The organism is Methylobacterium sp. 190mf, from assembly GCF_900107945.1.
Lineage (GTDB): Bacteria > Pseudomonadota > Alphaproteobacteria > Rhizobiales > Beijerinckiaceae > Methylobacterium.
In genome coordinates this window covers 36136-53092 of sequence record NZ_FNVI01000014.1, presented here as the reverse complement: position 1 = coordinate 53092, position 16957 = coordinate 36136, and the positions used below count along the sequence as shown (strand labels likewise).

Below are 16957 nucleotides of genomic sequence, written 5' to 3'. Positions count from 1 at the left end.
CGAATCCGGCGCCCGTACACGACTCGGCGTTGCCAAGGCGCTGTCGGACCATCCGGTTCTCGCAAGTTGGCGGAAATCCTTTAAAGCCCCGTTAACGGCGCGGCGGCGGGGACCGCCTGTGGACGCTTTTGTGCCCCCGAGATTCGGCCCCCCAGAAGAAAAAACAGACTCCAAGATTCTCTCTTATCTTTTCGAAGGGGCCTGTGTGGGGATCGGCGCGCCTCGACTCGACAGGACGCCCGCCGACGGGCATGCGGGGTGAGGGATACGGGATGGGAGCGACCATGACGGGGACGGAGCGCGAGCCCGGGCAGACGACGTCGGGGACGACGTCCGAGCGCAAGGTGCTGCGAGTCCTCGAGGGCGAGGCGATCGGGCCGCCCCCCGCCTGGATGATGCGCCAGGCCGGGCGCTACCTGCCGGAATACCGGGCGACCCGGGCCGAGGCCGGCTCGTTCCTCGACCTCTGCTACAGCCCGGACTTCGCCGTCGAGGTGACGCTCCAGCCGATCCGGCGCTTCGGCTTCGACGCGGCGATCCTGTTCTCCGACATCCTGGTCGTCCCCCACGCGCTCGGCCAGGACGTGCGCTTCGTGGAGGGCGAGGGACCGCGCCTCGACCCGCTCGACGGTCGGGACGCGTTCGCGCGCCTGCGGGAGGCCGGCGACCCGGCGATCATGACCCACCTCGCGCCGGTCTTCGAGACGGTGACGCGGCTGCGGGCCGAATTGCCGGGCGAGACCACGCTGCTCGGCTTCTGCGGCGCGCCCTGGACGGTGGCGAGCTACATGATCGGCGGCCGCGGCACGCCGGACCTCGCCCCCGCGCGGGCCCTGGCCGAGGGCGACACCGCCCTGGTCGACACCCTGATCGACCGCCTCGTCGCCGTGCAGACCGAGTACCTCGTGCGCCAGCTCGAGGCCGGCGCCGACGCGGTGCAGATCTTCGAGTCCCACGCCGGCACCCTGCCGCGCGCCGTGCCGGGGACGGCCTCGGGCTCCGGCGGCACCGTCGAGCCGGTCGGCGACGTCGCCGAGAGCGCCTTGCCGGGCGCACCTGCCTCCGATGCCCTCACCCGCTGGTCGCTGCGGCCGATCGCCCGCATGGTGGCGGGCGTCCGCGCCCAGGTGCCGGGGGCGAAGATCATCGTGTTCGCCCGCGGCTCGGGCCTCGACGGCCACGCCCGGGTGGTGCCGGAGACCGGCGCCGACGCCGTCGGCGTTGACTGGGGCGTGGACCTGAAGGCCCTGCGGGACACGGTGCCGGCCGCGACGGTGACGCAGGGCAACCTGCATCCCGACACGCTGATCGCGGGCGGCGCGGCCCTCGACGCGGCGGTGGACGCGGTGCTCGCGGCGACCGCCGGCCTGCCGCACATCTTCAACCTCGGCCACGGCATCACGCCGCAGACGCCGGTGGCCCATGTCGAGCGGATGCTCGCGCGGCTGCGCGGCCAGGGCTGAGGCCGCGCGTGCTGTACGACTGGATCAAGGCCCTCCACGTCATCAGCCTGATCGCCTGGATGGCCGGGATGCTCTACCTGCCCCGGCTGTTCGTCTACCACGCGAGCCTGCCGCCCGGCGCGGAGGCGCAGTCCGCGACCTTCAAGGTGATGGAGCGCCGCCTGCTCAAGGCGATCATGAACCCCGCCATGATCGCCACCTGGGTGTTCGGGCTGGCGCTCGCCTGGATGAGCGGCTTCTACGCGAGCGTCTGGCTGCAGGCGAAGTTCGCGCTGGTGCTCGCGATGTCGGGCATCCACGGCTGGCTCGCCCGGATGGTCAAGGACTTCGCCGCCGACCGGAACACCCGTGGGCACAAGTTCTACCGGGTGCTCAACGAGGTGCCGACGCTGCTGATGATCGGCATCGTCATCCTGGCGATCGTCAAGCCGGGCCTCTGATCCCGCGATCCCGCGATCCTGTGATCCCGGCCGGAGCCTTTCCGCGGCCGGCCCGTTGGGAGGCCATGTCGAAGCCTCTCGTCCTCGCCCTCGCGCTGGCCGCCCTCGCGGGCCCAGTCGCCGGCGCGATCACCGCGTCCCCCGCCCGGGCCGCGAGCTTCCCGTGCGACAGGGCCGAGGCCCCCGACGAGAAGGCGATCTGCGCCCATCTCCCCCTCAACGACCGGGACGTCGAGATGGCGACCCGGTTCGAGATCCTGAAGAGCGTGCTTCCGATGGGCGGCCAGGCCAAGCTGCGCGACGACCAGGAGGCGTGGCTGACGGAGCGTCGCGCCTGCGGCGGCGACGTCGGCTGCCTGACGGCCGCCTACGACGCCCGGCTGAAGGTCCTGCGCGGGGTCCTGGCGGAATTCGCCAAGCAGGGCCCGTGAGGTCCCGCGCTCAGGCCGCGCGCGGCAGGGCCGCGGCGTCGACGCGGCAATCCGGCCGGCACGCCGCCACGCAGGCGCGCGCCAGCGCCTCGGTGGCGTCGACCAGCAGGCCCGACGGGTCGCTCCCGGCGAGCGCGAGCGGGATCTCCGTGCAGGCCATCACCACCCGGTCGCAGCCGGCCTCGGCCAGCGCCCGGACCTGCGCCTCCAGGAGCGGCGTCGCCTCGGCCACCCGGTCCGCCTTCACCAGCCGGATCGCCGCCGACACCGCGGCCTGACCCGCCTCATCGGGCGCGCGGCACGCGAGCCCGTGCCGCGCCAGCCGCTCCGGGTAGAGCCCGGACCGCAGGGTGCCGTCGGTGGCGAGCAGGCCGATCCGGCCGCCGCTCCCGGTCCGCGCCAGGGTCTCGGCCAGGGTCTCGGCCAGGGTCTTGGCCACCGCGTCGACGATGTGGAGGATCGGCAGGGCGGTCGCGGCCTGCAGCGCCGCGTGCCAGTGATGGGCGGTGTTGCAGGGGATCGCGATCCGGGTGGCGCCGCCGGCCTCGAGGCGCGCCAGGGCGGCGCGGAGCGCCGGCAGCGGGTCCGGGCCGGTGCCCAGGATCGCGTCGGCGCGGTCGGGGATGTCGACGGCCGAGCAGACCAGGGTCGGGATGTGGTCCTGATCGCGCCCCGCGGGCGTCGCCCGCACGAGCTTGGCCAGGAAATCAACCGTGGCCATCGGGCCCATCCCGCCGAGTACACCGAGCATCGCCGCCTCCGACCGTCGCGGCCGCCGTGATGGGCCGCGGCGGGGCGGGAATCCAATGCCGTGTCGGCACCGGCCATGCCGATCTGGCATCGGTTCCTAGAGTTCGGCCGCCAGGGCGGCGGCCGCGGCCCAGACCGCCGCGACCGCGCCGCCGCGCCCGGCCCTGCGGTAGAGCCGGATCTCCAGCGGCGTGCCCGGCCCGGCCGCCACGAGGCTGCCGTCGGCGAGCTCGCGGGCGACGAGGCTCTCGGGCAGCCACGCGCGGCCGTGGCCCGCGAGGACCATGAACTTCAGGGCCTCCGCCATGGCGTTCTCGTTGACGTGGGCGGCCGCCGCCCCGTCACCGGCGAGCGCCGCGACCCGGCCCAGGAACGAGTCCCGGGGATAGCCGAGCCCGGGCCGGCCCGCGGCCGGCCCCGGCCGGTGCACCGGCACGAGGCTGTCCCGGCCGATGGACAAGTGCGGGAAGGCGGCCGGGTCGAGGGGGATCGGCACCAGGGGATGGTGGTAGGTCAGCAGCAGGTCGTAGCCGCCCTCGGCCAGCGCCTGCACGCAGGCGTGGAAATCGTCCGGCAGGAGCCGGCTGCCGAGCGGCCCGGTGCGGGCCTCGACGTCGCGGAACCAGCCCGGGAAGACGGTCAGCGCCAGGGTGTGGAGCGCCGCCACCGAAACGGTCCGCGGCGGCGGCCGGATCCGGGCGCGGAGCGCGTCGCGGCTGCCGTGGAGCCGCCGCACGGTCTCCTCGGCGGTCTCCAGGAACAGCCGGCCCTCCGGCGTCAGGGCCGTCGGGTAGGTGCTGCGGTCGACCAGCGCGACGCCGAGCCAGCCCTCGAGCGCCCGGATGCGGCGGCCGAAGGCCGGCTGGGTGACGTGGCGCTCGATCGCCGAGCGCGAGAAGCTGCCGGTGCGCGCGAGGCTCAGGAAGTCCTCGAGCCATTTCAGCTCCATCTCGGCTCCATCGCGCGGCGGTCTCAGAGCCGCGCCAGGAGCCGCTCCGCCAGCGGGTTCTCGGCCGCGAAGGCGTAGTCGACCCGCCGCACCGTGACGGCCCGCGCGCCGGCCTCGACCAGGGCGCCGGCGAGCTCGAACACCGCGGCCTCCCGGCAGCGCAGGACGATCTCGCTCTCCGGCCCCCGCGGCGCGCCGTAGGGCAATTCGGCCTCGTGCAGGCCCGCGATCGTGGCGAGGTCGATCGTACCGCTCTCCGGCAGGGCGGCGCGCACCTCGCGGGTGGTCCGGGCGCGCTCCTCGGCGGCGATGCGGCCGAGCACCGTGCGGAGCGCGGCCCGCTGGCCCTCGCCCCAGGGGGCCTTCAGCGAGGCGACGAGGTTCGCCTCCGAGCGCAGGATGATGCCGTCGTCCAGCACCTTCAGGGCGTTGGCCGAGAGCGTCGCCCCCGTGGTGGTGATGTCGACCACGATCTCGGCCGAGCCCGCCGCCGGCGCCCCCTCGGTGGCGCCCAGGCTCTCGACGATCCGGTAATCGGCGACGCCCTTCTCGGCGAAGAACCGGCGGGTCAGGTTCACGTACTTGGTGGCGACCCGCAGGCGCCGGCCGTGGCGGGTCCGCATGCCGGCCGCGACCTCGTCGAGGTCGGACATGTCGCGCACGTCGATCCAGGCCTGGGGCACGGCCACCACCACGGTGGCGTTGCCGAAGCCGAGCGGCGTCAGCAGCTCGACCTGGTCGCGCACGTCCGGCAGGGTCTCGCGGATCAGATCCTCGCCGGTGACGCCGAGATGGGCGGCGCCCGAGGCGAGCTGCGCGGCGATTTCGGAGGCCGAGAGGTAGCGCACCTCGACGTCGGGCACGCCGATGAGCTTGCCCCGGTAGTCGCGGGCGCCCGCGCCCTGCGCGAGCTTCAGCCCGGCCCGGCCGAAGAACGCGCTGGCATTCTCCTGCAGGCGGCCCTTGGACGGGACGGCGAGGATCAGCGGCATGGCGGCCGCGTCCGAGGCACTCATCGGCCGGCTCCCGCCACGCGCTCGATCCAGAAGGTGCATCCCACCGCCGGCAACGGCGCCGGGCTGCCGAGATGGCCGAGCAGGCCGTCGTAGCGGCCGCCGCCGACCAGGGTCGGGCCGTCCCGCTCGGTCACCTCGAAGATGAAGCCGGTGTAGTAGTCGAGGTTGCGGGCGAAGCCGCCCTGGAAGCGGAAGCGCTCGATCGGCAGGCCGCGGGCCGCGATGAAGCCGGTGCGCTCCTCGAACAGGTCGAGGGCGGCCGCGAGGGCGTCGTGCCGCAGGCCCGCGTCGGCGACGAGCGCCCGCAGGTCGCGGGCGGCGGCGTCCGGATGGCCGGCGATCGCCCGGTAGCGGTCGAGGAGCGCGCGGTTCTCGGTGTTGAGCCCGGCGCCGCCATGGGCCTGCGCGGAGGCCTTGGCGAGGAAGCGCTCGGCGATCTCGCCGGCGCTGCGCCCGCCCACCGCCGAGATCCCGGCGATCGCCAGCACGTCCTCCACGAAGGCGCGCACGCCCCGCGGGTCCTGGCCCTGGATCGCCGCGAGCAGGCCCGCGTGGGGATCCTCGGGACGGGTGCCCTCGGCGCCGTTGGTGACGGCGTCCAGCGAGCGCCCGGCGGCCAGCGCCCGGAGCGTCCGGCGCTTGGCGGCGGGCGGGACCGCGAGCCCGTCGAGGAGCGCCACGGTCAGGCCCATATCGCCGAGCCGCACTGCCGGGTCGGTCCGGCCGAACAGGGCGAGGCCCTCCAGCGCGAGGCCCAGCACCTCGGCGTCGGCCGCCGGCGTGTCGGTGCGCCCGATCGACTCGATCCCGGCCTGGAAGAACTCGTCCGGCTCGTCGGCGGCGAGCCGGAAGACCGGGCCGCAATAGCTGTAATCGGCCGCCTGCCCGTCAGCCTCCGCCCGGTGCAGGCGGCAGACGGGAATGGTGAATTCGGGCCGCAGGCACAGCTCGGCCCCGCCCGCATCCTGGGTGACGAAGATCCGCCGGCGGATATCCTCGCCCGACAGTTCGAGGAACGGCTCCAGCGGCTGCAGCACCGGCGGCGTCACGGGCCGGTAGCCCGCCGCCGCCAGATGCGCGGAGAGCCGCGCGCGCGCCGCGTCCCCCGCCCCCGTCTCGCCCGCCTCCGGTCGTGTCATCGCGATCCACCTCGCGGGGCAATCCACCTCGCGGGCGCTCTGTAGCAACCGCGACCGGACTTGGCGACACGCACCCGGGAAGCGTGGGGCCGGCGCGCCGCGCAGGACTGCGCAGTCCCGGGTGGATCCCGCGCCGGGACCCGTCTCCGTTACGGGATCAGGGGCGTGACCGGCTCAGAGCGGCCGGAAGCTGCCGAGGCGCGCGCCGCGCGGGCGCCGGGCCGGCTTGCGGCGGGCCAGCACCGTCAGGGCCGGCGCCCCCGCGATCCCGGCGCTCAGGATCGGCGCGCTGCCGGTCCCGGGCGTGGCCTGCGCGACGGCGCTGGGCAGCCGGTCGAGGATCGGCCGCGCGGCCCAGACGGGTCCCGCGCCGGCGCAGATCAGGCCGAGGGACAGGACGAGGATCTTCGCGCGCATCCCGACATCTCCGCGGCACCGACCGACGACAACGCCGCCGGAGCCCCTGCGTTCGATGCGCGGTTCGATGCGCGCGTGTCTCAGATCTCCGTTGACGGAAAATGCCGGGCCAGCACGGCGCGGACCTGCGCCACCAGGTCGGCCTCGGGACACGAGAACTGCGCCGGCCGCGCGGCCTTCCACTCGGCGTTGCTGGCGATGGACTCGGCCGCGCGGGCGCCCTCGATCAGGTCCTTGATCTGGACCTCGCCGGCCAGGCGCTCGTTCGAGCCCTGGATCACCGCCACGGGGGCGCGGCGGCGGTCGGCGTACTTCATCTGCGCCTTCATGCCGGCGGCGCCGAGGTAGAGCTCGGCCCGGATGCCGTCGGCGCGCAGGAGTGCGACGAGCCGCTGGTAATCGGCCATGTTCTCCCGGTCGAGGACCAGCACCACCACCGGCCCGGGCGCCTCGGCGCCGGCGATCAGGGGGCTGCCCACGAGCTGCAGGGCCGAGAACAGCCGCGAGACGCCGATCGAGAAGCCGGTGGCCGGGACCGGCTCGGCCCGGAACCGCCCGACGAGGCCGTCGTAGCGCCCGCCGCCCGCCACGGAGCCGAAGCGCACGGTCTGGCCGTCCTCGTTGGTGACCGGGAAGGTCAGCTCGGCCTCGTAGACCGGGCCGGTGTAGTACTCGAGGCCGCGCACCACGCTGGGATCGGCCCGGATCACGTCGTGGCCGTAGCCGGCGGCGGCGCAGAGGCGCATGATCGCATGCAGCTCGGCGATGCCCTCGCGCCCGGTCTCGGAATCGCCGACCGCCTCGTGCCAGCCGCCGAAGAACTTTTCCCAGAACGCCACCTTGTCGGCGCCGTCCGCGGCATCGGCCTGGAACGACACGTAGGCGAGGATCCGGCCGACCGCCGCCGCGTCGAGGCCCGCGCCCTTGGTGAAGTCGCCGCTCTCGTCCTTGCGGCCGGCGCCGAGCAGGTCGCGCACGCCGTCAACGCCGAGCCGGTCGAGCTTGTCGATCGCCCGCAGCACGGTGAGGCGCTGGCCGGCCTTGTCGGGACCGGCGAGCCCGATCGCCTCCATGACGCCGTCGAGCACCTTCCGGTTGTTGACCTTCACGACGTACTGCCCGCCCAGCCCGAGGCGGTTCAGCGTGTCGGCCATCAGCATGCAGGTCTCGGCATCGGCCGCCACGCTGCCGGCGCCGACGATGTCGGCGTCGAACTGCATGAACTGGCGGAAGCGGCCGGGCCCCGGCTTCTCGTTGCGGAAGACGTAGCCGGCCCGGTAGCTGCGATAGGGCTTGGGCAGGGCGTCGTAGTTCTCGGCCACGAACCGGGCCAGCGGCGCCGTCAGGTCGTAGCGGAGCGACAGCCACGCCTCGTCGTCGTCCTGGAACGAGAACACGCCTGCGTTCGGGCGGTCGAGGTCGGGCAGGAACTTGCCCAGAGCCTCGGTGTACTCGACGAAGGGCGTCTCCAGGGCCTCGAACCCGTAGAGCTCGAAGCTCCTGCGGATCGTCTCCAGCATCCGGCCCTGCGCGGCGATCTCGCCGGCGCGCCGGTCGACGAAGCCGCGCGGCAGGCGGGGCTTCAGGGTCTCGGCCTTCTCGGCCTTCGGGGTGTCGGGCTTGGACATGGGTGCATTCGCTTCTCGCGGTCCCGGAATCCGGGTCCCGCATCGAATCTTCGATCGTCTCCGGCGGGCGGAGATCCTGCGGCCGGGCTCTAGAGCATGCCGGGCGAAAGGGGAATTCGGTTTGCGGGCTCTCCCGGCACCCGGCCATCCCGCGCGAGACGGCGCCGTCGTCCTTGCGAGCGGAGCGAAGCAATCCGGGGCCGCGCCACGCCTGTCGAAGTCGCGCACCCCTGGGTCACTTCGCTCCGCCCGTGATGACGGGTGAGGCGCATCAGCCGAAGCGTCGAAGCGGGAACCGCGTCGGACGGGTGCTGCGCGCCTCCGTGCGCCGGAACAGGGCGCGGTTCGCCCGGCAAAAAACTCAGTACGGTGCCGTCAGCTTGAGCCAGAGCAGGGCCGCGAGGCTCACCACGGCGATCGGCATCTGCAGCGGCCGCAGGCGGGCATGCGCCAGCGGCACCTCGCCGGCGCGCGCCGCGATCGGGTCGAGGATCCCGATGGCCGCGTAGCCGAGGATCAGCATCGCCAGCGCCGGCACCGCCTTGCCCATCACCGCCGCGAACAGGCTACCCAGGCCGAGGCCGTAGAGGACCAGCATGGTCACGATCTGCGACACTTGCGGGCCGCCCTCGGTCCGGAAGCTGACGCCGCGGCGCACGCCGGCCAGGAACAGCAGGATCGAGGCGGCGTAGAGCAGGGTGAACAGCGCCACGAGGTAGTCGAGGGGCTTGCCGTTCAGCCACCACGCCACGGCGGTGCCGACGGCGATCGGCACCATCGGGCCGAAGCCGAAAACGATGTCGAGCCAGGGGATCCGGCGCGGCTCGTGCGTGGTCAGGGTGCGTCCGGTGGCGTCGTCGCGCATGGCAGTCAGGGGAACTCTCGATTCGACGGTCTGCTGCGCTGCAGCACCGGGACGGGGAACGGCCGCGCGCGGGCCCGGTTCCGAAACCCGGCCCCGGCTCGGCTCGACGAGGCCTGTGTAACCGCGGCACGGCGCCCAAGCGAGGCCTCGCCGGTGACCCTGCCGGTCGTCCCGCCCGTCACCGCGCCGCCGGCGTCTCGGTCGACCGCCCCAGGCCCTTGAGTGCCGGCGAAAAAGGCGTTATCTGTGTGGGGCCCTCATCACAAGGTCTGCGCCGCAGCGCGCCCGTGAGCCGCGAGGGTCCTGCCTCATCGGTTTCGCCAACCTGACCCCGGGCCCCTCGCCGCAGCGCGGCCCGCTCTCCGGCGCCCATCCCCCGGGCACCTGGCACTGAACCGGCCCTCCCACCTACTCCGTCGGTTGCAAGATACCCCCATGACGCCAAATCCCGACGCCCTCGCCGACGACATCGAGACCGCGGAGCCCGCCGATGTGCCCGCCGATCGCCCCACCATGCCGGCCGCCCTCGAGGGCGTCCGCGAGGTCAAGCTCCAGGACCTCAAGTCGAAGACGCCGACCGACCTGACGGCCTTCGCCGAGGAGGTCGAGGTCGAGAACGCCTCGACCATGCGCAAGCAGGAGCTGATGTTCGCGATCCTGAAGCAGCTCGCTGCCAAGGAGGTCGAGATCATCGGCTCGGGCACCGTCGAGGTGCTGCAGGACGGCTTCGGCTTCCTGCGCTCCTCCGACTCGAACTACCTGCCCGGCCCGGACGACATCTACATCTCGCCGACTCAGATCCGCCGCTTCGGCCTGCGGACCGGCGACACCGTCGAGGGCCCGATCCGCGGCCCGAAGGACGGCGAGCGCTACTTCGCGCTCCTCAAGGTCAACACGATCAACTTCGAGAACCCCGAGAAGATCAAGCACAAGGTCCACTTCGACAACCTGACGCCGCTCTTCCCGACGAAGCGGTTCAAGCTCGAGCTGGACAACCCGACCAAGAAGGATTTCTCGCCGCGGATCATCGACATCGTGGCGCCGATCGGCAAGGGCCAGCGCGCCCTGATCGTGGCGCCGCCGCGCACGGGTAAGACCGTGCTGATGCAGAACATCGCGCAGTCGATCACCCTCAACCACCCCGAGTGCTACCTGATCGTGCTGCTCATCGACGAGCGGCCCGAGGAGGTCACCGACATGCAGCGCTCGGTGAAGGGCGAGGTCATCGCCTCGACCTTCGACGAGCCGGCCACCCGCCACGTGCAGGTCGCCGAGATGGTGATCGAGAAGGCCAAGCGCCTCGTGGAGCACGGGCGCGATGTGGTGATCCTGCTGGATTCCATCACGCGCCTCGGCCGCGCCTACAACACCGTGGTGCCGTCCTCCGGCAAGGTGCTGACCGGCGGCGTCGACGCCAACGCCCTGCAGCGGCCCAAGCGCTTCTTCGGCGCCGCCCGCAACATCGAGGAGGGCGGCTCGCTCTCGATCATCGCCACGGCGCTGATCGACACCGGCTCGCGCATGGACGAGGTGATCTTCGAGGAGTTCAAGGGCACCGGCAACTCCGAGATCATCCTGGACCGCAAGGTCTCCGACAAGCGCATCTTCCCGGCGATCGACATCACCCGCTCGGGCACCCGCAAGGAGGAGCTGCTGGTCCCGCCGGATTCGCTCAAGAAGACCTACGTGCTGCGCCGCATCCTCAACCCGATGGGCGTCACCGACGCGATCGAGTTCCTGCTCGACAAGCTGCGCCAGACCAAGAGCAACGGCGACTTCTTCGACTCGATGAACACCTGAGGCCGTCCCCGGCCGCGGGCATCGCCGCCGTCCCCGCGAGCGGAGCGATCCAGGCAGCGCCACGGCGGCAAGCCGCGCGCTGGCCTGGGTCACGTCCCTGCGCTCCGGTCCCTCAGGATCGGGGAGCGGATGGGACGTGGGTCGCGCCCGCCGTGCGGAACGCCTGTCCCGCGGCGGCACGAAACGCGATTCCGGCCCGATCGGGCCGTTGACCGTCTCCTAACCGGCCTCTGCCAAGGTTCCATCCGGGCGCCAGGTAGCGTATCGGCCCCGCGACAGCCCCGCCGGCCGGTCCATCCCGGCGGCGGGGCTCGTCGCAGCCCGGCTTGCACCGATCCCCGGATCCGTGACACTGGCCCGATGCCCCGCTCGCCCTGGACCGGTCCGGATCCGCTCCTCCTCGCCTCGACCAGCCCGACGAGGCGCCTCCTCCTGGAGAGCGCCGCCCTGCCGGTCGAGACCGCCGCCCCGGACGTCGACGAGCGCGCCCTCGAGGCGGCGAGCGCCGGCCTGTCCCCGCCCGACCTCGCCCTGCACCTCGCCCGCGCCAAGGCCGAGTCGGTGGCGGCGCGCTATCCCGGGCGGATCGTCCTCGGCGCCGACCAGGTGCTCGACCTCGACGGCACCGTGTTCCACAAGCCGGCCGACGGCGCGTCGGCCCGGGCCCAGCTCGCCCGTCTGTCCGGGCGCACCCACGCCCTTCATTCCGCCGTGGTCCTGGCCGGGGCGGTCGAGGACGCCTTCGTGGAGACCGCGCGGCTGACCCTGCGCCCCCTCGATGAAAGGGCGATCGCGGCCTATGTGGACTGCGCCGGCGCGGAGCGCGTGCGGGCGAGCGTCGGCGGCTATCAGCTCGAGGGGCCGGGGATCCACCTGTTCGAATCGGTCGCGGGCGATCACAGCACCGTGCTGGGCCTGCCGCTTCTGCCGCTCCTCGCGCGGCTGCGGGCCGCCGGGCTTCTGGCTTTCTGAGGGAGTACCGCCTTGGCGGGACACGACCATTCGCACGGCGGCCACGGGGGGCATTCCCACGGCGGTCATGCCCATGGCGGCCTCGGCGGCCACGCGCACGCGCCGAAGGATTTCGGCACGGCCTTCGCCATCGGCATCGTGCTCAACACCGCCTTCGTGGTGATCGAGGCGGCCTACGGCTACCTCAGCAACTCCATGTCGCTGGTGGCCGATGCCGGCCACAACCTCTCGGACGTGCTGGGCCTCGCGGCGGCCTGGATCGCCGCGATCCTGGTGCGCCGCCGCGCCAGCGCGCGCTTCACCTACGGTTACCGCGGCTCCTCGATCCTGGCCGCCCTGTTCAACGCCGTGTTCCTGCTCATCGCCATGGGGGCGGTGATCTGGGAGGCGCTGGTCCGGCTGGTCCACCCGGAGCCCGTCGCGGGCACGACCGTGATGGTGGTGGCGGCGGTGGGAATCCTGGTCAACGGCCTAACCGCGTGGCTCTTCGCCAGCGGCGCCAAGGGCGACATCAACGTCCGCGGCGCGTTCCTCCACATGGTGGCCGACGCCGCCGTCTCGGCCGGGGTCGTGGTGGCGGGCCTCGTGATCCAGCTCACCGGCCTCGCCTGGCTCGACCCGGCGGTCAGCCTCGTCATCGCCGCCCTGGTGGTCTGGGCGACCTGGGGCCTGCTGCGCGACAGCGTGGCCATGTCCCTCGACGCCGTGCCGCCGGAGATCTCCCCGGACGCGGTGACCGGCTTCCTCCTCGAGCGGCCGGGCGTCGCCGGCCTCCACGACCTGCATATCTGGCCCATGAGCACCACCAGCGTCGCCCTGACGGTCCATCTCGTGATGCAGGAGGGGCATCAGGCCCACCGCCAGCCCGGCAACGGCTTCCTCGCCGAGACCGCCGAGGGCCTGCGCGACCGGTTCGGCATCGGCCACGCCACCCTCCAGGTCGAGGAGGCCGGCGGCCCGGCCTGCCGCCTCGCGCAGGATTGCGCGGCGTGAGCGGCGCCCAGCCCCGCGCCTTCGTGGTCGGCCACCCGATCGCCCACTCGCGCTCGCCGCTGATCCACGGCCACTGGCTCGCCGTGCACGGGATCCCGGGCTCCTACGAGCGGCTCGACGTGGCCCCGGAGGCCTTTCCGGACTTCATCCGCGCCCTGCCCGCGTCCGGCTACCGGGGCGGCAACGTCACCATCCCCCACAAGGAGGCGGCCTTCGCTCTGGTGGACACGCTCACGCCGCGGGCGAAGACCATCGGCGCGGTCAACACCCTGGTGGTCGGGCCGGACGGGCGGATCCGCGGCGACAACACCGACGCGCCGGGCTTCTGCGCCCATCTCGACCACAGCCTGGGCGCGGCCTGGCCGGACCGGGCGGGCGGCACCGCCCTGGTGCTCGGCGCCGGCGGCGCGGCGCGGGCGATCGTGGTCGGGCTCGCCGAGCGCGGCCTGCGGCGCGTCTGGGTCGCCAACCGCACCGCGGCCCGGGCCGAGGCGGTGGCGGCCCTCGCGCCGGGCGTCGGCGCGGCGCTCGCCTGGGACGACCTGCCGGCGGCGCTTCCCGGAACAGGCCTCCTCGTCAACACCACGTCCCTGGGCATGAAGGGCCAGCCGCCCCTCGCCGTCGACCTGTCGCCCCTGCCGGCGGACGCGGCCGTGGCCGACATCGTCTACGCGCCCCTGGAGACCGAGCTCCTGGCGGCGGCGCGGCGGCGGGGGCTCGCCGCCGTGGACGGGCTCGGCATGCTGCTGCACCAGGCGGTGCCGGGCTTCGCGGCGTGGTTCGGCCCGCGCCCCGCCGTCACCCCCGAGCTGCGCGACCGGATCGTGGCGGACCTCGCCGGATGACCCCGAAGGCCGGATCCGGACCCGTCATCCTCGGGCTCACCGGCTCGATCGGCATGGGCAAGTCGGCCACGGCCCGGATGTTCGCGGAGCGCGGCGTCCCGGTCCACGACGCCGACGCCGCCGTCCACGCCCTCTACGGGCCGGGCGGCGCGGCCGCCGCGGCGATCGGCGCGGCCTTTCCCGGCGTGCTCGGCGACGACGGCGGCGTCGACCGGGCGCGGCTGCGCGCCGCGGTGCTCGACGCGCCCGACCGGATGGCGGCGCTGGAGGCCATCGTCCATCCCCTGGTCCGGGCGGCCAGCACGGACTTCCTGGCGCGGCACGCGGCGGCGCCGCTGGTCGTCCTCGACGTTCCGCTCCTCTACGAGACCGGCGGCGAGGGCCGCTGCGACGCGGTCGCGGTGGTGAGCGCCCCGCCCGAGATCCAGCGTGACCGGGTGCTCGCGCGTCCCGGCATGACCGAGGCGGCCTTCGCGGCGATCCTGGCCAAGCAGATGCCCGACGCCGAGAAGCGCGCCCGGGCAGATTTCGTCATCGACACGGGCCGGGGTTTCGCCGCCGCCGAGGCCGCGGTCGCGCGGATCGTCGAGCGACTGACGGCGCACCGTGCGCCGCCGCACCGCGGCGACGGATGAAACGCCCGGAGGATTGAATATCTGCGGTTGTGTTCCGGGGGGAATACGGACGGCAGGATGGACGTGATGGCGCGGCGCTGGGGCGGGATTGATCGCATTCGGTCGGGCGGCATCCGGGCCGCAACCCTTCTCGCGCTGCTGGTGGCCGGGCCTGCGCAGGCCCAGTACGCCGCCAACTGCCCGCCGCCGAAGAAGGTCGCGGCCGGCGCCTGCGTCACCGCCTGCCCGGGCGGCTACGAGGACCGGGGACCCGTCTGCGTCTACCGCAACACCTCTCGGTAGGGCGAGGCGCTCGACGGTTGGTCGACGGTGATGGACGGGGACGGCCGTGCAGGGCGGGTTAACCGCTCGGGCTTATCCCGCTAGGGTCCGCCCCCACCCCCCCCGCGAGTCGCGAGACCCATGCTGCGCGAGATCGTCCTCGACACCGAGACCACCGGCACGGAGGCGAAGGGAGGCGACCGGCTGATCGAGATCGGCGCGGTGGAGCTCCTCAACCACATCCCCACCGGCCGGACCTTCCACCGCTACTGCAACCCGCAGCGGCCGGTCTCCGAGGGCGCCTTCAACGTCCACGGCCTGTCCGACGCGTTCCTCGCCGACAAGCCGCTCTTCGCCGAGATCGTCGGCGAGTTGCTGGCCTTCCTGGCCGACGGGCGGCTCGTGATCCACAACGCGCCCTTCGACGTCGGCTTCCTCAACATGGAATACGCCCGGCTCGGCGCGAACGCCCCGCCGCCGATCCAGCTGGAGGACGTCGTCGACACCCTGCCGATGGCCCGGCGCAAGCACCCGGGCGCGGCCAACAACCTCGACGCCCTCTGCAGCCGCTACAGCATCGACAACACCCGGCGCACCAAGCACGGGGCGCTCCTCGACGCGCAGATCCTGGCCGAGGTCTACGTCGAGCTGCTCGGCGGCAAGCAGACCAGCCTCGGCCTCCTGGAGGCCACGACAGCCGCCCCGGTGGCCGGCTCGGCGGCCCTGGCGTCGGCGGCTCCGGCGGCGCCCCGCCCCTACCGGTCTCGCCTCACGGATGCAGAGCGCGCCCGGCACGACAGCTTCCGCGCGAGCCTCGGTCCTGCCGCGATCTGGGCCGAGTATATCGGGGCGGACGATCCGGCCTGATCGCCGGTCCGTCCCGCTCTCCGATCCGCACGCCTGCCGCGCGCCGCCGGCTGTTGCCGCATCGCACAGGGGCGTTTATTGCAATGCACAAAACGCCGTCGACGGAGCCTCTCGCGGGGTGACGGAGGCTGGCCCGCGCGGTGCCGGTGCGTTCCCTCGGGGGAGGCACGGGCGCGCCGGATCCGGCCGTGACGGAGATGCTGAGGCAGTGAGGCGCGCACGCATGACCGAGGATTTCGGCAGTCGCGACGGACAGCGCGACGACAAGACCGGCCCGTCACCCTTCGCCGACATGATCGAGGCCACTCGCCTGACCGGCCTCGGCCGGCTTGAGGAGGCGACCGCCCTCATCCAGCGCAGCCTCGGGGGGCAGAAGGCTCCGCCCGCCGATCCGTCGGCCGCGCCGCAGCCTCCCGCGCGCCGCGACGCGCCGGCCGCCGAGACGCGCAGTCCCGCGGCGGAGTCCGGGACGCGGATGCGCGAGGTGGTGGGGCAGGTCGTGCGCGGGCTCGCGCCGGTGCTGAAGGGGCTCGGCAACCCGCTCCGGTCGCCGGCCCCGCCGCCCGCCGACCGGGCGGGCGGGACCGGGGGCCGCTTCGTGTCCCTGACCCATGCCGAGCCCGCCGGCACCCGCGAGTACAAGCTGTTCATCCCGAGCCACCCGGACCGGGCGGCGCCGCTGATCGTGATGCTGCACGGCTGCACGCAGAACCCGGACGATTTCGCCGCCGGCACCGGCATGAACACCCTCGCCGAGCGCGCCGGCGTGTTCGTGGCCTACCCGGCCCAGAGCCGCCAGGCCCACGCCCAGCGCTGCTGGAACTGGTACGAGCCCCGGGACCAGGGCCGCGGCGCGGGCGAGCCGGCGATCATCGCGGGCCTCACCCGCGCGATCATGGCGGAGCACCCGATCGACCCGGCCCGGGTCTACATCGCCGGCCTGTCGGCCGGCGGCGCCGCCGCCCTCAACATCGCCCGCGCCTACCCGGATCTCTACGCCGCCGTCGGCGTGCATTCGGGCCTCGCGGCCGGCTGCGCCCGGGACCTCGGCTCGGCGCTGATGGCCATGCAGGTCGGCGCCCCGGGCCTCGGCGCCCCGACCGCCTTCGGCACCCCGGCGCCCGCCACCCGCGTCCCGACGATCATCTTCCACGGCGAGGACGACGGCACGGTGAGCGTGCGCAACGCCGACCAGGTGCTGGCCCAGGCCAAGGTCGCCGGGCTGACGCCGCGGTTGGAGACCTTCGAGGGCCGCGGCCACCCCTTCACCCGCACCCGCTACCGGGACGAGGCGGGCCGGGTCGTGGTCGAGGATTGGCGGGTGCGCGGCGCCGGCCACGCCTGGTCCGGGGGCCGCCCCGACGGCAGCTATACGGATCCCGAGGGGCCCGACGCGTCCCGGGCGATGCTCGATTTCTTCGCCGAGCACCGGCTGGGACCGGCGGGGCGCCCGTAAGGGGTTTCCGGAGGGCCGCGCGCTCTGGCG

Annotated in this window: 18 protein-coding genes; 11 read left to right on the top strand and 7 right to left on the bottom strand. The window is 73.7% G+C overall.

Annotated elements, in window-relative coordinates:
- The first annotated feature begins 272 nt into the window (after positions 1-272).
- From C4T42_RS17605 to C4T42_RS17595, 3 genes are all read left to right on the top strand, one after another.
- Positions 273-1463 (top strand): uroporphyrinogen decarboxylase, encoded by a 1191-nt coding sequence (locus C4T42_RS17605; RefSeq protein WP_020094047.1) that lies wholly within the window; start codon positions 273-275, stop codon positions 1461-1463.
- 8 nt (positions 1464-1471) lie between these two features.
- Positions 1472-1903 (top strand): protoporphyrinogen oxidase HemJ, encoded by a 432-nt coding sequence (hemJ, locus tag C4T42_RS17600; protein WP_020094048.1) that lies wholly within the window; start codon positions 1472-1474, stop codon positions 1901-1903.
- 65 nt (positions 1904-1968) lie between these two features.
- Positions 1969-2334, top strand: a complete 366-nt coding sequence (locus C4T42_RS17595) for a lysozyme inhibitor LprI family protein (RefSeq protein ID WP_020094049.1) — start codon at positions 1969-1971, stop codon at positions 2332-2334.
- 10 nt (positions 2335-2344) lie between these two features.
- Here the strand turns inward: C4T42_RS17595 and C4T42_RS17590 are convergent, their stop codons facing one another.
- The 7 genes from C4T42_RS17590 to C4T42_RS17560 all read right to left on the bottom strand — a co-directional run bounded on the left by C4T42_RS17590 (position 2345) and on the right by C4T42_RS17560 (position 9098).
- Positions 2345-3085 (bottom strand): amino acid racemase, encoded by a 741-nt coding sequence (locus C4T42_RS17590; RefSeq protein ID WP_020094050.1) that lies wholly within the window; start codon positions 3083-3085, stop codon positions 2345-2347.
- Between the two features lie 96 nt (positions 3086-3181).
- Positions 3182-4033 (bottom strand): LysR family transcriptional regulator, encoded by an 852-nt coding sequence (locus C4T42_RS17585; RefSeq protein WP_020094051.1) that lies wholly within the window; start codon positions 4031-4033, stop codon positions 3182-3184.
- Between the two features lie 23 nt (positions 4034-4056).
- The gene (gene hisG / locus C4T42_RS17580; protein ID WP_020094052.1) at positions 4057-5049 is read right to left on the bottom strand and encodes an ATP phosphoribosyltransferase; all 993 of its coding nucleotides are present in this window, start codon (positions 5047-5049) and stop codon (positions 4057-4059) included.
- A complete protein-coding gene (locus C4T42_RS17575; RefSeq protein WP_103985553.1) occupies positions 5046-6188 on the bottom strand; it encodes an ATP phosphoribosyltransferase regulatory subunit in 1143 nt (380 codons plus the stop codon). The genes hisG and C4T42_RS17575 overlap by 4 nt, the downstream gene beginning before the upstream one ends.
- Before the next feature lie 174 nt (positions 6189-6362).
- Positions 6363-6605 carry a hypothetical protein gene (locus C4T42_RS17570; protein ID WP_020094054.1) on the bottom strand — a complete coding sequence of 81 codons (243 nt, stop codon included), beginning with the start codon at positions 6603-6605 and terminating at the stop codon, positions 6363-6365.
- A gap of 80 nt (positions 6606-6685) precedes the next feature.
- Entirely contained in the window at positions 6686-8233 is a 1548-nt protein-coding gene (gene hisS, locus C4T42_RS17565) for a histidine--tRNA ligase (protein WP_020094055.1), read from the bottom strand.
- A gap of 361 nt (positions 8234-8594) precedes the next feature.
- Positions 8595-9098 carry a DUF3429 domain-containing protein gene (locus tag C4T42_RS17560; RefSeq protein WP_020094056.1) on the bottom strand — a complete coding sequence of 168 codons (504 nt, stop codon included), beginning with the start codon at positions 9096-9098 and terminating at the stop codon, positions 8595-8597.
- Between the two features lie 513 nt (positions 9099-9611).
- Between C4T42_RS17560 and rho the strand changes: the two genes are divergently transcribed.
- From rho to C4T42_RS17520, 8 genes are all read left to right on the top strand, one after another.
- Positions 9612-10898: a transcription termination factor Rho gene (rho, locus tag C4T42_RS17555; RefSeq protein ID WP_085986776.1), complete on the top strand. Its 1287-nt coding sequence runs from the start codon at positions 9612-9614 to the stop codon at positions 10896-10898.
- Between the two features lie 360 nt (positions 10899-11258).
- On the top strand, positions 11259-11870 hold the full coding sequence (locus C4T42_RS17550; RefSeq protein WP_020094058.1) for a nucleoside triphosphate pyrophosphatase: 612 nt from the start codon (positions 11259-11261) through the stop codon (positions 11868-11870).
- A 12-nt stretch (positions 11871-11882) separates the two neighbouring features.
- A complete protein-coding gene (locus C4T42_RS17545) occupies positions 11883-12863 on the top strand; it encodes a cation diffusion facilitator family transporter (protein WP_020094059.1) in 981 nt (326 codons plus the stop codon).
- On the top strand, positions 12860-13708 hold the full coding sequence (locus C4T42_RS17540; RefSeq protein WP_020094060.1) for a shikimate dehydrogenase: 849 nt from the start codon (positions 12860-12862) through the stop codon (positions 13706-13708). The genes C4T42_RS17545 and C4T42_RS17540 overlap by 4 nt, the downstream gene beginning before the upstream one ends.
- Entirely contained in the window at positions 13705-14343 is a 639-nt protein-coding gene (gene coaE / locus C4T42_RS17535; protein ID WP_020094061.1) for a dephospho-CoA kinase, read from the top strand. Before C4T42_RS17540 ends, coaE begins: the two co-directional genes overlap by 4 nt.
- A 57-nt stretch (positions 14344-14400) precedes the next feature.
- Positions 14401-14625, top strand: a complete 225-nt coding sequence (locus C4T42_RS17530; RefSeq protein WP_244435281.1) for a hypothetical protein — start codon at positions 14401-14403, stop codon at positions 14623-14625.
- A gap of 120 nt (positions 14626-14745) precedes the next feature.
- Positions 14746-15471 carry a DNA polymerase III subunit epsilon gene (gene dnaQ / locus C4T42_RS17525; protein ID WP_020094063.1) on the top strand — a complete coding sequence of 242 codons (726 nt, stop codon included), beginning with the start codon at positions 14746-14748 and terminating at the stop codon, positions 15469-15471.
- Between the two features lie 223 nt (positions 15472-15694).
- Positions 15695-16927, top strand: coding sequence for a PHB depolymerase family esterase (locus C4T42_RS17520; RefSeq protein WP_103985552.1), 1233 nt, complete (start codon positions 15695-15697; stop codon positions 16925-16927).
- Positions 16928-16957: the final 30 nt, after the last annotated feature.

Bases quoted from the DNA above. Each gene is read 5' to 3' on its own strand.
- coaE (WP_020094061.1), top strand. From the start codon at position 13,705: ATGACCCCGAAGGCCGGATCCGGACCCGTCATCCTCGGGCTCACCGGC.
- C4T42_RS17575 (WP_103985553.1), bottom strand. From the start codon at position 6,188: ATGACACGACCGGAGGCGGGCGAGACGGGGGCGGGGGACGCGGCGCGC.
- rho (WP_085986776.1), top strand. From the start codon at position 9,612: ATGCCGGCCGCCCTCGAGGGCGTCCGCGAGGTCAAGCTCCAGGACCTC.
- hisS (WP_020094055.1), bottom strand. From the start codon at position 8,233: ATGTCCAAGCCCGACACCCCGAAGGCCGAGAAGGCCGAGACCCTGAAG.
- dnaQ (WP_020094063.1), top strand. From the start codon at position 14,746: ATGCTGCGCGAGATCGTCCTCGACACCGAGACCACCGGCACGGAGGCG.
- hisG (WP_020094052.1), bottom strand. From the start codon at position 5,049: ATGAGTGCCTCGGACGCGGCCGCCATGCCGCTGATCCTCGCCGTCCCG.
- C4T42_RS17530 (WP_244435281.1), top strand. From the start codon at position 14,401: ATGGACGTGATGGCGCGGCGCTGGGGCGGGATTGATCGCATTCGGTCG.
- C4T42_RS17570 (WP_020094054.1), bottom strand. From the start codon at position 6,605: ATGCGCGCGAAGATCCTCGTCCTGTCCCTCGGCCTGATCTGCGCCGGC.
- C4T42_RS17605 (WP_020094047.1), top strand. From the start codon at position 273: ATGGGAGCGACCATGACGGGGACGGAGCGCGAGCCCGGGCAGACGACG.
- C4T42_RS17550 (WP_020094058.1), top strand. From the start codon at position 11,259: ATGCCCCGCTCGCCCTGGACCGGTCCGGATCCGCTCCTCCTCGCCTCG.
- C4T42_RS17560 (WP_020094056.1), bottom strand. From the start codon at position 9,098: ATGCGCGACGACGCCACCGGACGCACCCTGACCACGCACGAGCCGCGC.
- C4T42_RS17520 (WP_103985552.1), top strand. From the start codon at position 15,695: ATGACCGAGGATTTCGGCAGTCGCGACGGACAGCGCGACGACAAGACC.
- C4T42_RS17595 (WP_020094049.1), top strand. From the start codon at position 1,969: ATGTCGAAGCCTCTCGTCCTCGCCCTCGCGCTGGCCGCCCTCGCGGGC.
- C4T42_RS17585 (WP_020094051.1), bottom strand. From the start codon at position 4,033: ATGGAGCTGAAATGGCTCGAGGACTTCCTGAGCCTCGCGCGCACCGGC.
- C4T42_RS17590 (WP_020094050.1), bottom strand. From the start codon at position 3,085: ATGCTCGGTGTACTCGGCGGGATGGGCCCGATGGCCACGGTTGATTTC.